At 57.5% G+C, this 15,257-nt stretch carries 12 protein-coding genes; 7 read left to right on the top strand and 5 right to left on the bottom strand.

Annotated features, from left to right (window positions below; translation table 11 throughout):
- From ACR0EN_RS08140 to ACR0EN_RS08125, 4 genes are read right to left on the bottom strand one after another with little or no spacing between them, the layout of a single operon-like run.
- Positions 1-831 carry an amidohydrolase family protein gene (locus ACR0EN_RS08140; protein ID WP_480586114.1) on the bottom strand — a complete coding sequence of 277 codons (831 nt, stop codon included), beginning with the start codon at positions 829-831 and terminating at the stop codon, positions 1-3.
- On the bottom strand, positions 828-1,256 hold the full coding sequence (locus ACR0EN_RS08135) for an RbsD/FucU family protein (RefSeq protein WP_480586111.1): 429 nt from the start codon (positions 1,254-1,256) through the stop codon (positions 828-830). The genes ACR0EN_RS08140 and ACR0EN_RS08135 overlap by 4 nt, the downstream gene beginning before the upstream one ends.
- Positions 1,246-2,298, bottom strand: coding sequence for an aldo/keto reductase (locus ACR0EN_RS08130; RefSeq protein ID WP_480586108.1), 1,053 nt, complete (start codon positions 2,296-2,298; stop codon positions 1,246-1,248). The genes ACR0EN_RS08135 and ACR0EN_RS08130 overlap by 11 nt, the downstream gene beginning before the upstream one ends.
- Positions 2,295-3,032: a GntR family transcriptional regulator gene (locus tag ACR0EN_RS08125; RefSeq protein WP_170407425.1), complete on the bottom strand. Its 738-nt coding sequence runs from the start codon at positions 3,030-3,032 to the stop codon at positions 2,295-2,297. Before ACR0EN_RS08125 ends, ACR0EN_RS08130 begins: the two co-directional genes overlap by 4 nt.
- Before the next feature lie 84 nt (positions 3,033-3,116).
- Between ACR0EN_RS08125 and ACR0EN_RS08120 the strand changes: the two genes are divergently transcribed.
- The 6 genes from ACR0EN_RS08120 (at position 3,117) to ACR0EN_RS08095 (ending at position 12,790) form a co-directional block, all read left to right on the top strand.
- On the top strand, positions 3,117-4,670 hold the full coding sequence (locus ACR0EN_RS08120) for an altronate dehydratase family protein (protein ID WP_170394141.1): 1,554 nt from the start codon (positions 3,117-3,119) through the stop codon (positions 4,668-4,670).
- 29 nt (positions 4,671-4,699) lie between these two features.
- Positions 4,700-6,238 (top strand): sugar ABC transporter ATP-binding protein, encoded by a 1,539-nt coding sequence (locus ACR0EN_RS08115; protein ID WP_480502973.1) that lies wholly within the window; start codon positions 4,700-4,702, stop codon positions 6,236-6,238.
- Positions 6,235-7,242: an ABC transporter permease gene (locus tag ACR0EN_RS08110; protein WP_170423121.1), complete on the top strand. Its 1,008-nt coding sequence runs from the start codon at positions 6,235-6,237 to the stop codon at positions 7,240-7,242. Before ACR0EN_RS08115 ends, ACR0EN_RS08110 begins: the two co-directional genes overlap by 4 nt.
- Before the next feature lie 47 nt (positions 7,243-7,289).
- The gene (locus tag ACR0EN_RS08105; RefSeq protein ID WP_170818253.1) at positions 7,290-8,234 is read left to right on the top strand and encodes an ABC transporter substrate-binding protein; all 945 of its coding nucleotides are present in this window, start codon (positions 7,290-7,292) and stop codon (positions 8,232-8,234) included.
- An 839-nt stretch (positions 8,235-9,073) separates the two neighbouring features.
- On the top strand, positions 9,074-10,324 hold the full coding sequence (locus ACR0EN_RS08100; RefSeq protein WP_170818254.1) for an aminotransferase class V-fold PLP-dependent enzyme: 1,251 nt from the start codon (positions 9,074-9,076) through the stop codon (positions 10,322-10,324).
- A 21-nt stretch (positions 10,325-10,345) separates the two neighbouring features.
- Entirely contained in the window at positions 10,346-12,790 is a 2,445-nt protein-coding gene (locus ACR0EN_RS08095; protein WP_170818255.1) for an FAD-dependent oxidoreductase, read from the top strand.
- Between the two features lie 16 nt (positions 12,791-12,806).
- On the opposite strand, the gene ACR0EN_RS08090 is transcribed toward ACR0EN_RS08095, so the two are convergent.
- The gene (locus tag ACR0EN_RS08090; protein ID WP_170818256.1) at positions 12,807-13,694 is read right to left on the bottom strand and encodes a LysR substrate-binding domain-containing protein; all 888 of its coding nucleotides are present in this window, start codon (positions 13,692-13,694) and stop codon (positions 12,807-12,809) included.
- Between the two features lie 203 nt (positions 13,695-13,897).
- Between ACR0EN_RS08090 and ACR0EN_RS08085 the strand changes: the two genes are divergently transcribed.
- Positions 13,898-15,253 (top strand): MmgE/PrpD family protein, encoded by a 1,356-nt coding sequence (locus ACR0EN_RS08085; protein ID WP_170818257.1) that lies wholly within the window; start codon positions 13,898-13,900, stop codon positions 15,251-15,253.
- Positions 15,254-15,257: the final 4 nt, after the last annotated feature.

Here is a 15,257-nt window from a genome sequence, read left to right as displayed (position 1 = left end):
TCAATTCCTGAGGTTGTAGGCGCGGGCGGCGTTGCCACCCATTATTGCCTGTCGTTCTGCGCTGCTCAGATGTTTCAGCAACATGTCGGTGGTTTCACACCAGCGCTCATAGCTACTGGCCAAGGTGCAAACTGGCCAATCGCTACCCCAGATCAGACGCGATGGACCGAAGGTGTTCAGCAGGTGATCCACGTACGGGCGCAGATCGTCGATCGTCCAGTCTGTAGCAGCCTCGGTCACAAGGCCTGAAAGCTTGCACCATGCATTTGTATCTCGGGCCAAGGCGGTCATGTTGTCGGACCAGTCACCCAAGATTGCGTCTTTGATCAGCGGTTTCGATCCATGGTCAACGACAACACTCATATCGGAATGATGCTGAAGAAGTTGCCTGAGCGGGCCCAGGTGTTGAGGCAAGGTCAAGGCATCAAATGTCAGGCCATGCCGTTGAGCTGCCTCGAAAGCGGGCGTTAGCGCGTCGCCTAGCATCCAAAGCGGGTCGGCGATGTCCTGTATCATCGGACGTAGACCGACAAATGCCTTGTGGGTAGCCAACGCGGAAATCTTTGCGGGTGCATCAGCGGCTTCAAAGTCAACCCAGCCCACAACACCTTTGATAAACGCATTCTGATCGGCCAGAGCGAGCATGTATTCAGTCTCGGCCATTGTGGGTGCTGCCTGCACAAGGACCGTGCCATCAATCCCGGCGGCGCTGAGTAGAGGCATCAGGTCGTGCGGTGCAAAATCCCGGTAGATCTCGCTCAGATCGGGCGTCAGCCAGCCATAGTCGCCCCGCGCCAAAGCCCAGAAATGCTGATGCGCGTCGATCCTCATTCGATCACACCCTTTTTCAGGATGATGTTGCCATAAAGCCTGCGTTCGCCCGTTTGAACGATGGCAAACGCGTTGGCTGCACGCTCGTAGAATGCAAACCGTTCCAAGCCCTGAACTTTGGCCGGGTTGTCGGCGGTCGTGTCGATGATGCGTTGAAAGTCCGCGACTGCGTCGGGAACCGCCTCCGCGTCGCCGACAACCTGCATGGTCAACGCCGGATCAGGAACGAATGTGTCCAAGGGCATCACCGACAAGACCGCTTGCAACACTTCACTGGCCGAAGATCCATCCGCCCGAATGCAGTCCGGCCCGCTGCTGGAACCCGGGAAGTTCGCATCTGCAATAACGATTTCATCCCCGTGGCCCATGGCCCTGAGGGTATACAGCAGCTCCGGCGACAGGATCGGATCGATGTTACGCAGCATCTGCAGTCTCGCTTGGCAGTGGCGCATCCGGTCGGATCAGACCTTCGGATCGTAGGTCCGCCCACAGGCCCGGGGGAATGTCACGCTCCATCAATGCCACATTGGATTGGACTTCGGATGCGTTTACAGCCCCGGGTACAACTGTTTTGACGCATTGATGGCCCAGAACAAATTGCAACGCCGCCGCAATCAGCGGAGTGTTGTGGGCTGCGCACACGGCTTCGATCTTGCGGACCCGGTCCAGAATGTCTTCTGGTGCGTCTGCATAATTGTACTTGGCGCCGGGTACAGCTCCGGTGGCGAGAATGCCTGAATTGTAAGGCCCCCCGAGGATAATCCCGACATCGCGCTGCTCACAGAGTGGCAGAAAACTGTCGAGCGCTTCCTGCTCCAGCAGCGTATAGCGCCCGGCCAGCAGGAACCCGTCGAAATCCCCCAGTCCAAGCAGCCTTTCGCAAACCTGCCATTCGTTTACGCCCGCGCCGATTGCAGCGATCTCGCCTGCGTCGCGCAGTTCGGTTAGCGCTTTGTAACCCCCACCATCAAAAAGTTCGCGCACCTTGGCGTCCGACATTTCCTGACTGCCCTGGCTGAAGACACAGACATCATGGACCAGAAGAATGTCAGAATTGGCAACGCCGATCCTGTCGCGGCTGGCCTCGTAAGACCGCATGACCCCGTCATAGGTATAGTCGAACACAATCCGTTTCTGCGGCACATCGACAAAGGCTTCGGGTGTCACTTCATGCGGTTTGCAATCCAGTAATAAACGCCCGATTTTGGTCGAAAGCTGAATGTTCTTGCGACCGAACCGGTCGATCGCCTGCCCAAACCGATGCTCTGACCGGCCAAGCCCGTATTGCGGCGCGGTGTCGAAAAAACGGATGCCTGCGTCATAGGCGGCTTGCAATGCAGCCTGCGCGTCCTCGTCCGAGACTTTGCGGTACAGGTTCCCCAACGGCGCTCCGCCGAACCCCATGCGGGTCAGGGGAACGGGCCGCGTGGTCCGGTTGTTCAGTAATTCTGTTTGGGAAACGGTCATCCTGCCTCGCTATTCAGCTGTGGGGTGAGGTTGAACAGATGCGGCTTCAGTTGCTCCAACTGCTCAATGCGCGGCATCAACTGCCCGAGGTGGGCGCGCATAGCGACCTGCGCGGACTGTTCGTCGCGATTACTGATTGCTTCGAAAATGGCCCTATGTTCCTCTAGTGTCTCGGCAATTCTGCCGGGGGTGGGCAGCAATAGCATGCGTGCGCGGCTGACCTGTAAGGAAACGGTTTGGGCAACGTCGGCGAGGCGGCGGAAGCCTGTAAATTCCATCAGAAGACTGTGGAACTCTTCATCAGCCTGATAAAAGCCTGGGATATCATCATCCATAATCAACAGTTCCTGCAGACGCATGTTGCGGCTTAACCTTTTACGCTGAACGTCGGTTATGTCGCGCGCGACTTTGGCGACAGTTGCAAGTTCAAGCGCTTCACGCAGGAATACGCCTTCGCGGATCTCGTCCATCGAAAAGTAGGATACGCGAGTGCCTGATTGCGGCACTACATCCACCAGCCCTTCCGAGGCCAAACGCGCAATCGCATCGGCCACAGGTGCGCGCGACACTCCCAATCTTTCACACACAGGTGCCTTCCTGAGGTTCGCTCCGGGTGGGAAATCCAGTGAGAGAATCGCCTGCTTCAATGAGTGGTGAACCCGCTGAGCGAGCGGTCCTTCGATCGTTGTGATCTCGGGCAACAGTTCGGCATCAATATCTTGGTGTTTGTTCATACTGCATAAGTTAGCATTCTAACATGTTAGTTGACAAGTAGAGATATTGGATTTAGCAACATTGACCAAGCAAGTGGAGAAGAGATGCGAGCGAACGGCAGCATAAACGTTTTGGAAGAGGCGGCTCGCGATGTCGTAAAGCTAAATCCGCAGGACAACATCGTTATTGCTTTGCGTGACTTGCAAGCGGGTGAGCAGCCGGCACATGTTCCCGTGCAATTGGCTGCGCCCGTTACCCGCGGCCACAAGCTAGCCGTGTCATCAATCCAAACTGGCGAGAATATTGTCCGCTACGGTCAGATCATCGGGCAGGCCAAATGCGATATAGCGCCTGGCGAACATATCCATGTGCACAACCTTGGCATGGGGGCGCATCAGCAGGACTATGCACATGCCAGCGCCAACACCCCGCTGCCTGTTCTGACTGAAAAGCGTACATTCGACGGATACCATCGATCTGACGGTAAAGTGGGAACCCGAAACTACATCGGGATTCTAACCACCGTGAACTGCTCGGGTTCGGTAGCGCGTTTTATCGCCGACGCAGCGGAAAAGACCGGGTTCTTGGAAAGCTATCCCAATGTTGATGGTGTGGTCCCGATTGTGCACGGGACCGGATGTGGAATGTCCAGCAAGGATGAGGGTTATGCCACCCTGTTTCGGACGTTGGCCGGCTATGCACAGCATCCGAATTTCGGGGGTATTCTGCTGATCGGTCTGGGCTGCGAAGTCATGCAGGTGGCAGATCTTGTCGGCGGTCGACCAATCCGCGCTGACGGCGCGCTGCGTTATATGACCATTCAGAACGAGGGCGGAACACGCCGCACTATCGAACGGGGGCTGGCGGAGTTGCGCGGCATCGCCCATCTGGCCAATCAAGCCGAACGCGCTCCGGCTCCGATCAGTGCCATCACGGTCGGTATGCAATGCGGCGGCTCGGACGGGTATTCTGGGATAACCGCGAACCCGGCGCTGGGGTATGCGTCGGATTTACTGGTGCGCCATGGCGGAACAACGATCCTGTCGGAAACCTCGGAAATCTACGGTGCCGAACACCTGCTGACCCGGCGGGCCGAGACGGTTGAGGTGGGTGAAAAACTGATCGAACGCATCCACTGGTGGGAGGACTACACGGCCCGAAACGGCGGTGAGATGGACAACAACCCAAGCCCAGGCAACAAGCGCGGGGGGCTCACAACCATTCTTGAGAAATCGCTTGGTGCCGTAGCTAAGGGAGGCACCGCGCCACTGCGAGACGTCTACAAATTCGGTGAGATGATCGACAAGAGCGGGTTTGTCTTCATGGACAGCCCCGGTTTTGATCCGTGTTCGGTCACCGGGCAAGTCGCTTCGGGTGCGAACCTGATTGTGTTTACCACCGGGCGTGGTTCGGTGTCTGGATATCAGCCAACGCCCTGCATCAAGCTGGCCACCAATTCCGAAATGTATGCCCGCATGGCCGAGGATATGGATCTGAACTGCGGTGACATCGTGACAGACGGGATCAGCATCGAGAGCAAGGGCGAAGAACTGTTCGAAATACTGATCCGTGTCGCCTCAGGCAAGAAAACCAAAAGCGAGGAACTTGGATTTGGGGGCGTTGAATTCGTCCCCTGGCAAATTGGTGCGGTGATGTAAACCGCGTTGGCCCAAGGGGAGAGGGGCAAATGGGAGGCAATAAAAATAGACTGGTCGAAATGACGGGGATTGATAAGTTTTTCCCCGGCGTGCACGCGCTGAAATCCGTGCAATTCGATCTTGAACCGGGTGAAGTTCACGCGCTGATGGGCGAGAACGGTGCCGGTAAAAGTACGTTGATGAAAATCCTGTCGGGTATTTATCAACGTGACGGTGGGACCTTGAAGATAGAAGGGCGCGAAGTCAGTCCGACAGCCCCGCGCGAGGCGCAGGATCTAGGTATTGGGATCATCCATCAGGAACTGAGCCTGATGAACGACCTGACTGTAGCCCAAAACATTTTTATCGGACGCGAACCGCGTAAGAGCTTTGGCCGTTTGGACGAGGCGGCGCTGAATGCGCAGACTGCCGAAATCTTTGCTTCGATGAACCTCAGCCTTGATCCCAAGGCGTTGGTTGGCAGCCTGACCATCGCAAAACAGCAAATGGTCGAGATCGCCAAGGCACTGTCCTTTCGGTCCAAGGTGCTCATCATGGACGAGCCAACAGCGGCCCTGAATGACGCCGAGATTGCTGAGCTGTTCGTGATCATCCGCCGCCTCAAGGCTGAAGGTGTAGGCATCGTTTACATTAGCCACAAGATGGACGAGCTGAAGCAGATCTCGGATCGCGTGACGGTTATGCGCGATGGGGAATATGTCGGAACAGTTGGGGCTGCTGAAACCCCGATCAGCCAGATCATCGCCATGATGGTGGGCCGAGAGGTCAAGGAAGAACCGCTGGACGTGCCCGATCTGGGTGATGCGGAGATGTCTCTGCAGATCACCGGGCTGAGCCGGAGCAACGAAATTCAGGACGTCAGTTTCTCGGTCCAAAAGGGTGAAATTCTGGGCTTCGCCGGTCTTATGGGCGCAGGTCGCACCGAGGTCGCGCGCGCCATATTTGGGGCCGACCCCAAGGATAGCGGAGAAATCCGGGTACATGGTCAGGTGGTGTCGATCAAATCACCCACTGACGCCGTCAAAGCGGGGATTGGGTACCTGTCCGAGGATCGAAAGCATTTCGGCCTCGCTACTGGTATGAATGTACGCGACAACATCGCGCTTGCCTCGATGGACCTGTTCACCGGCGCAGGCGGGGTTCTGCACGATGGTGAAATCAGCGACACCGCCAAAAGCTACATCCAGCAATTGGGCATTAGAACGCCATCGGATGTGCAGGAGGTTCGCCTACTGTCAGGCGGCAATCAGCAGAAGGTTGTCATCGCCAAATGGCTGCTGCGCGACTGCGATATTCTGATCTTTGACGAACCGACCCGCGGTATCGACGTCGGCGCGAAATCCGAGATTTACAAGTTGCTGGAAGAACTGGCAGGGCAGGGCAAGACGATCATCGTGATCTCGTCTGAACTGCCCGAAATCATGCGCCTCAGCCATCGCATCGCCGTGATGTGCGAAGGGCGGCTGACCGGCATTTTGCCCGGCGGAAAAGACACAACTCAGGAAGACATCATGCATCTGGCCACGCAACGTGCGGCGGCGATGCAGGTAACAGGGACAGTCCAATGACCACAGCAACCGACATCGAAAAGAAAAAGCCATTATCGGGCCTCGCGGACAGTGGCGCCTATCAAAAGCTGTTGGCCTTTGCCAGTTTGATCGTCCTGCTGATCGGATTTTCTATTGCGTCGCCGAATTTCATGCAGACATCGAACATGATCGCCATTCTGCAGGCGACATCAGTGAATGGCGTTCTGGCCGTCGCCGCGACGCTGGTCATTATCACCGGCGGGATCGACCTTTCAGTCGGAACACTGATGACCTTCTGTGCTGTGATCGCCGGGGTGGTCCTGACATATCTCGGCATGCCCTTGCTGTTGGGTGTGGCCGCAGCCATTGCGGCGGGCGCATTTTGCGGACTTTGCTCGGGCACTTTCGTAGCGAAAATGAAAATTCCGCCATTCATTGCGACGCTTGGAATGATGTTGATCCTCAAAGGCCTGTCGCTGGTGATCTCGGGCACGCGACCAATCTACTTCAATGATACGCCGGGCTTCGATCTGATTTCGCGCGGGTCGCTGATCGGAGAGGTTTTCCCGTCGCTGCCCATCCCCAATGGGGTCTTGATCCTGTTCCTGGTTGCCATCGCGGCCTCGTACATTCTGGGGCGCACGGTTCTAGGCCGGTACACCTTTGCACTTGGCTCAAATGAGGAAGCGGTGCGCTTGTCCGGCGTGAACACCGACATGTGGAAGATGCGCATTTACGCTCTGGCCGGCGCGATCTGCGGCATCGCCGGAATCCTCATCGCCTCGCGCCTGAATTCCGCACAACCGGCATTGGGACTGGGTTACGAGCTGGAGGCGATCGCAGCTGTGGTGATCGGCGGCACCTCCTTGTCCGGTGGACGCGGGACGATCCTGGGTACGCTGATCGGTGCGCTTATCATGGCCGTGCTGACCAACGGATTGCGCGTGCTGTCCGTTGCGCAGGAATGGCAGACCGTTGTGACCGGCGCAATCATCATCCTGGCCGTCTATGCCGATATGGCACGGCGCAAGAAATCGGGATGACCTAGCAGCTAATTCAAAGACCAAAACGACCAACTGGAGGAGAAAACATGTTATCACGTCGTTTCATTCTGGGTGCGCTGAGTGCAGCCACCCTGGCAGGACCCGCCTCGATGGCGGCAGCCGAAGAGATCTACATCCCGCTGGTATCCAAAGGCTTCCAGCATCAGTTCTGGCAGGCCGTGAAGTCGGGTGCGGAGCAGGCAGCTGACGAATTTGATGTCACCATCACATTCGAAGGCCCGGACAATGAGACCATGGTGGACCGTCAGATCGACATGCTGGCTGCCGCTCTGGCCAACAACCCCAAAGCCATTGGTTTTGCCGCTCTGGATAGCCAAGCTGCAATCCCGCTTTTGAAGCAGGCCAACGAAAAGGGCATTCCGATCATTGCTTTCGACAGCGGCGTTGACAGTGACATTCCGCTTTCAACCGCGACAACGGACAACCTGGCGGCAGCGGGGTTGGCAGCAGACAAGATGGCTGAAAAAATCGGGGGCAAAGGGAAGGTTGCTGTTGTCGCCCATGACCAGACAAGCCGCACAGGTATTGATCGTCGCGACGGTTTCGTCAATCGCATGGCTGAGAAGTATCCGGATATCGAAGTTGTCACGGTTCAGTACGGCCAGGGCGACCACCTGAAATCGACCGAAGTCACCAAGGCGATCCTGACGGCTAACCCTGATCTAAGTGGTATCTTTGGCACCAACGAAGGCTCTGCTATTGGTGTTGTAAACGGTGTTCAGGAGCTGGGCACCGAGGGTTTGGTGATCATCGGTTATGACAGTGGCAAGGCCCAGAAAGACGCAATCAAGAGCGGTCTGATGGCGGGTGCGATCACGCAAAACCCTGTGGGCATCGGCTATGAGACTGTGAAAGCAGCGGTTGCGGCTCTGAATGGAGAAGAGGTTCCAGGTCTGATCGACACAGGCTTCTACTACTACGATGCCTCGAATATTGACGACCCGAAGATCTCGGCCGTTCTGTACGACTAAAAGTACTTATTAACACTGTCCGGCCTGCCTTTTTGGTGGGCCGGACAACCAATGTTCATCGTTCAGGTGAATTATGTCAGTTTTTGCGGGGCAACGGCGTTTGGGTCGCAACACCGGTCTGTCGCTGCTCTGCGCATGTCCTTGGTGCGTCGATGATGGGTTTAAGCCTAAATAGCAGAAATTTTGGCAAATTGATTTAATACTCGAAGTCTGGACATAAGCTAACCTGTTGCAGACGATTAACTTTTCAGCTTTCAATCAGCAAGCTCTATACACCAATATGTTACAAGCTATTGACCATCGACGAATGCGCCACCAGCGCGGGAGTGGTTCGCGGTATCGCCGCGTCGAAGGCACGTTCGTGATCTCTTACAATGGCGATTAGTCAGGTCTGAAAGGCGTGACGAAATCCCAAACTGCTGTAAACAAATGCATGAATCGCTATCAATCTAAATACCCCTGCCGATATGGGAATATCTGGAATGCAGGATGCATGCCCGCTTCTACGATGTCTGGTTTGTGATGGCGGTACAGGCTGCGCCAATGAGGTTGGATCGTCACTCTCTCAACACCGTCCTGCAAAGCGATGTCTCTAGAACAACGCTCAGGTTACAAACCGTCGGCCTGACCAGCGGTTTCTCAACCAAGCGAAGGCATGCGTGAGGGTGTGATCGGGCCGACGAAATTGAAATTCGCGAACCATATCGTTCTTGTGGCTGAGTTCTCTTGGCTCGATGGTCTCAATTTCCACCCACAATGCCCCAAGTTTTTTTGTGAGTAGTTTTGCAAAAGGGCGCATATATCTTGCCAGAATGACATTTTCGCAGGAATGGTTCCCGATGACCAAGATCACTCCAGAATTGCTTGAACAAATCCGTGCCCGATTTGCGCAGGTTGACCACTGCCCGCAGCAGGGACCGCGTATTTTCTTTGAAAACGCGGGTGGGGCGCTGACGCTGAATTCGGTTGTGGGCACCTCGCAGGCTTATGCTGCGATCCCTGACAATCAGGGCCGCGACAACCCGGGAAGTCACGAACTGGTGCGGGTAATCAACAAGGCCAAAGAAGATATGGCCGTGTTCATGAACGCCCCCGGTGGCCAGTTCTTTGTCGGCGAAAGCGGGACCGAGCTGCTGTTTCGTTTGATAATGAACGCCTGTCTGGGCACCGCCACCGGTCGGGTCCTGGGCACAACATTGGAACATCCCGCGACCCGAAGCGCTTGCGCGCGTTGGGCCGGGGTGGCCGGGCAAGATCATGTTCTGGTGGTCCATGACGACGCCACAGGCACCGTCACCGCAGATGCTTATGCGGCGCAGGTAACGCCGGACACAAAGGTTGCGACTATCGTGCACACCTCGCCGGTGACCGGTATGGGCGTGGATGTCGCCGATGTGGTTGCTGAGATCCGCGCCGTTGCGCCCAATTGCTTCATCATAATCGACGGTATCCAGCACGCTGCGCATGGCCGGATCGACCTGACCGCCTATGATGTCGATGGCTATGTGATCTCGCCCTACAAGGTGTTCTCGCGCCATGGTTACGGGGTGGCCTGGATTTCTGACCGGCTGACCAAGCTGCCACATAACAGCTTGATCGACGGCCCCGCCGACAATTGGGAAATGGGGACGCGTGATACCGGCTCTTACGCTACAATGTCTGACGTAATCAGCTATTTCGAATGGCTGGGCGCACAGGTCAGCGACGCCACCGACCGGCGCGCAAAATTCGTCGCTGCCGGAGAGGCGATCCATGAGCAGGAAAAAGCGTTGACTGATGCGATGATCCGCGGAACCGGCAACCTGCCCGGGCTGGCCGAGATGGAGAAGGTGACCATTCTGGGCGGTGTCGATAACCCAGCACGCGAGGGGCTGGTGTCACTGCAGGTCGAGGGCGTGCCGTCGGTCGATGTGGTCAAGCAACTGAACGAACAAGGCATCCGTACGCATTTGCGCAAGGCCGATCACTATTCGGGCAACATCTTGACACCGCTTGGCATGGACAGCTGCGTGCGTGTTTCGATGTGCCACTACAACAGCGTCGCCGAAGTGGCCCAGTTTCTGGGTGCAATGAAAACCATCGCCGCCTGAGGCATTTGAGAGGGGAAGCACATGAAAACGCATGCGCAAGCGGTTGTAATCGGCGGTGGCCTAGCCGGCTGTTCAATTCTGTATCATCTCGCCAAGTTGGGTTGGACCGATGTGGTCCTGCTAGAGCGGGACGAACTGACCAGCGGCTCGACCTGGCACGCGGCGGCCAACATTCATGGGCTGCATGACAACAACAATATCACCCGCATCCAGCACTATACGATGAATCTATATAAAGAGCTGGAACAGGAAACCGGTCAGAGCTGCGGCGTGTTCCAGCCAGGTTCGCTCTATTTAGCGCAAACCGAAGAACGCGAGCATCAGCTGCGCCTACAGGAAGCCAAGGCTAAATTCTATGGTTTGAATTTCCACGAGGTCAGTCGCGAGCAGGCCAAGGAACTGCACCCGCTGGCGCAGTTCGACGATATCCGCTGCATCATGTATGAACCCGATGGCGGCAATGTGGATCCCTCGGGCGTGCCCCACGCCTATGCTGCCGGTGCCCGCGCCATGGGAGCAACCATAGAACGGTTCTGTCCGGTACTAGGTACGGATCAGCAACCCGACGGGTCTTGGATCGTGCGTACCGCAAAGGGCGATATTCACACGCAATGGGTGGTGAATGCCGCTGGTCTTTGGGGCCGCGAAGTTGCGGCGCTGGCGGGGCTGACTCTGCCGTTGCAACCGACCGAGCACCAGTACTTCGTGACTGAATCCATCGAAGAAGTTGCCAATCTGGGCCGTCGCCTTCCGTCAATTGCAGACCGGGATGGCGAGTACTATTTCCGTCAGGAAGGCAACGGATTGCTCATCGGGGCCTATGAGAAGGACATGAAGTTCTGGGCCGAGGACGGTACGCCGCTGGACTTTGCCCATGACCTGTTCCCCGACGATTTGGATCGGATCATGGAAAACGTGATCCGCGCTACCGAACGTGTGCCAGTTGCCGCCACCGCAGGGGTCAAACGGGTGATCAACGGGCCAATGATCTGGTCTCCGGACTCCAGCGCCTTGTGGGGTCCGGTGCCCGAACTGAAGAACTATTTCCTCTGCGGCGGACTGATCCCGGGTTTCTCGCAATCGGGTGGTCTGGGCCTGCTGGCGGCGCAGTGGATGATCGAGGGCGAGCCGCAATACGACATGTTTGCATGGGATCTGGCCCGCTTCGGCGACTGGGCCGACAAAAAATTCACCAAGGCACGGGTTGAGGACCAGTATACCCACCGTTTTGCCATCCACTTCCCGAACGAGGAGCGTAGTGCAGGTCGCCCCGCCCGAGTCCGCCCTGCTTTTGAAATGCAGAAAGACATGGGCTGTGTCTTTGGTCTGAACTGCGGCTGGGAGCATCCCCTATGGTTCGCCGATCAGCCCGGTGTACAGGAAACCAACGGCTTCACACGCCAGAACTGGTGGGAGCCGGTGGGACGTGAGGTACAGATGCTGCGGGAGAATGTGGGCGTCATCGACATATCGAATTTTGCGAACTACATCATCAAAGGACCCGGCGCGCAAGATTGGCTGGATCGCTTGGTCGCCAACCGCGTACCGACCGTGATCGGGCGGTCTTGCCTGACGCCGCTGATCTCTGTCCGTGGCGGCGTGGCTGGCGATTTCACCATAACCAAGGTGGCCGATGACGAATACATGATGATCGGATCGGGCATGGCCGAGCGCTATCATCAACGCTTCTTCAACATGATCGACCTGCCAAAGAACACAACCTTCGAAGTCGCCACCGACCGCATAGCAGGGTTCAACGTCGCCGGTCCGAAAGCGCGTGACCTGCTGCAGCGGCTGACCAATGCAGACCTGTCGAACGAGGCGTTCCGCTTTATGCGCTCGGCCACAATCGAGGTTGCAGGTGTCACCTGTCTGGCCATCCGCGTCAGCTTTACTGGCGATCTAGGGTGGGAGTTGCACTGCGCCGAAGAAGATCAGACCCGCCTGTACGCTGCGCTTCTGGATGCGGCCAAGCTGCTGGATGGCGGCCCCGTTGGCGGCCGCGCGCTGGGGTCGTTGCGGATCGAAAAAGGTTATGGCTCATGGGGCCGTGAGTATTCGCAGGAATACTGGCCGCAAGAGGTCGGGCTGGCGGGCCTGATCAAGCTGGACAAGGATTTCCTGCACAAGGATGCGTATCTGTCGGTCAAGGACAACGCCGCGCGCGAAGTGCTGTCAATCTTCGAGGTCGAAGTCTCCGAGGATGCCGACGCTACCGGCGGTGAGCCGATTTTTACCCCGGATGGTACCCCGGTTGGCCGCGTAACATCCGGTGCATACGGCTATTCGGTCGGCAAATCGCTAGCGCTTGGCTATATAAGTCCTGAGGTCGCGCAATCTGGTGATACGGTCGAAGTGTTCATCCTTGGCAAGCCCCATAAAGCGAAAATCCTGTCCGAGCCTCCTTTTGACCCGGATGGAAACCGCCTGCGTGATGTTAAACCGGCACTGGAAGGGGCTGCCTGAGCCGCCCCGTTGCAGGTCAGCGGTTCATGCTGGCGGCGGTGTTTAGCAGCCAGTCCTGAAACAGCCTGACCGACGGTGAAACGGGTTTTTCCTTGAGACGCACGAAATAGGCCCAGGGGCTGTCCAAATCGAATTCGAACGGTTCGATCAGCAGCCCCCGGTCCACATAAGACCCGGCCAAAGAGCGGGGCAGAGCGACGCAGCCCAACGACTGCGCCGCCATCTCCATTGCCAGATTTGAAGCGTTGGTCCGCAGCCCTTCCTTCTGGTTCAGGTCTGCCAGATCAAAATGACGTGCGACCCGTTCCCAATAAGCTGGACGACCCAGAATATGGATCAGAGGTGCCTCTTGCAGTTGCGCCGGATCGGTCAGCTGCGCGCCATTGACTGTGAATTCGGGTGCACACACGACCGCAAGCTTTTCGGCCCACAGCTGCCGTGCGCCCACCGTCACATCGTCAATATGATTGACCGTTATCGAAATGTCCGAGACGTTCGGCTCGACATCAATCCAGACGGTGCCGTGTACCGTCAGGTCGATATCCGGGTGCTGGTCGCTAAAGCCCCGGATTACGTCCGGTAGCCAATTCTCGGCCAGGCTGACCGGGCAAGACACAACGACTTTGCGGGTGTGTGACCGCTGGATGACCGATTGTGTGGCCACGTCAATCTCATGCAGAGCATGCCGCACTGAAGGCAGATACGCCTCGCCCACGTCGGTCAGCGACAATGACCGGGCATGGCGCACGAACAGAGGCCGCTGCAAAAACTCTTCGAGCGAACGCACATGGTTGCTGACGGCCGATTGGGTGCAGTTCAGCTCATCTGCCGCGCTGGTAAAGCTGAGGTACCGGGCGGCGGCCTCGAAGGAGCGCAGGAAGATCAGGTGGGGCAGGTTCATCATGGCGACAGGTTCCTGGGCGAGCGGGTAGGTGGTGCGCCGGGAATTCTGTTTCGCGGCGGGAATTGATCTGGTTCATATGCTACAATGGAGCGGAGCCAAAGCTACAAATTTTCCGGGGCCATTGCCCTCGTATTGTTTTCGTGCTGCGATGGGCAAACACACTTAGGTTTTGGCCGAACCCGAAACCTCATCTGTAGGGCATCGTGACCAACACATTTCAAACTATCGCAAAGTTTGCGCTAAATCGAAGGGTGCAGGATTTTCCCGACAGCGCGCTCGAAGCGGCGGCACTGATGCTGCTGGACACGATGGGGATCACCATCGGGTCCGGACCGATGCAGGCCGGTCAGATCGCGCGTGACAGCGCAGTGGCGCTTTACGGTGCGGGCGATCCGGGCCTTAGCGCACGGATGCTGTTCGATGGCCGCAAGGTTAGCGTTGCCGGCGCGGCTTATGCCGCTGCGACTCAGACCGATAATCTGGATGGCCATGACGGCTATAACCCCACCAAGGGCCATATCGGTGTTGCCGTTGTGCCGGCTCTGGCGGCTTTGGCGGAAACGGTCGCGGATTTTTCCGGCCCCGAGGCGTTGGCGACCGTGACTATTGGATACGAAATCGCCGGGCGTGCCGGGATTTCTTTGCATGACACGGTCAGCGACTACCACACTTCCGGCGCATGGAACGCGTTGGGGGTTGTGGCCGTTGCCAGCCGTCTGCGCGGGCTGAGCGCGGAACAGATGCGGCAGGCCATGGGCATCGCCGAATATCACGGACCGCGCAGTCAAATGATGCGCGAGATTGCCAACCCCACCATGCTGCATGACGGCTCGGGCTGGGGCGCGCTGGTGGGTGTATCCTCGGCAGTGCTGGCCGAGAAGGGATTTACCGGCGCGCCGGCGATCACCATAGAGGCGGATGAGGTCGCGCATCACTGGCGGGATCTGGGCAGCTTCTGGCAGATGGAACATCAATATGTGAAGCCCTATCCGATCTGTCGTTGGGCCCATGCGGCGATTGACGCCACTAGGGCGCTGATGCGTGAATATGGCCTGTCTCATCAGGACATTGCCGCGATTCAGGTGAACACTTTCCACGAAAGTGCCTGCCTGTTTCAGGGTATGCCGGATGACACTTCGAAGGCGCAGTATTCGCTGCCCTTCGCTGTGGCGACGATGGTGGCGCACGGCCGTATCGGGGTCGAGCATATCACCGGCGCGGGCCTCTCCGATCCGCTGGTCGCGGCGATTGTCGACCGTATCTCGGTGGCCGAGACCGCGCGCCATTCCGACCGCTTTCCTCAAAGCCGCGTTGCTGATGTCGTCATGACCTTGACGGATGGGCGGGAACTGGCGTCGGGCGACGTCCACGCGCGCGGCGGGCCCGAGGCACCCATGGACCGTGACGATGTGATTGCCAAGTTCATGGAGTTCGCCACTCCACCGCTGGGGGTCAGCCGTGCCGCCGCCATACGCGACGCGGTTCTGGGGTTGCAGTCGCCGGACGCCAAATTCTCGGATCTCGGCGCGCTGATTTATGACGCCGCTGCCAACCGCTGAAATC

It is taken from the genome of Ruegeria sp. AB7, from assembly GCF_056542625.1.
The sequence above is the reverse complement of the archived record's forward strand: the minus strand, read 5'-3'. Positions and strand labels throughout refer to the sequence as shown.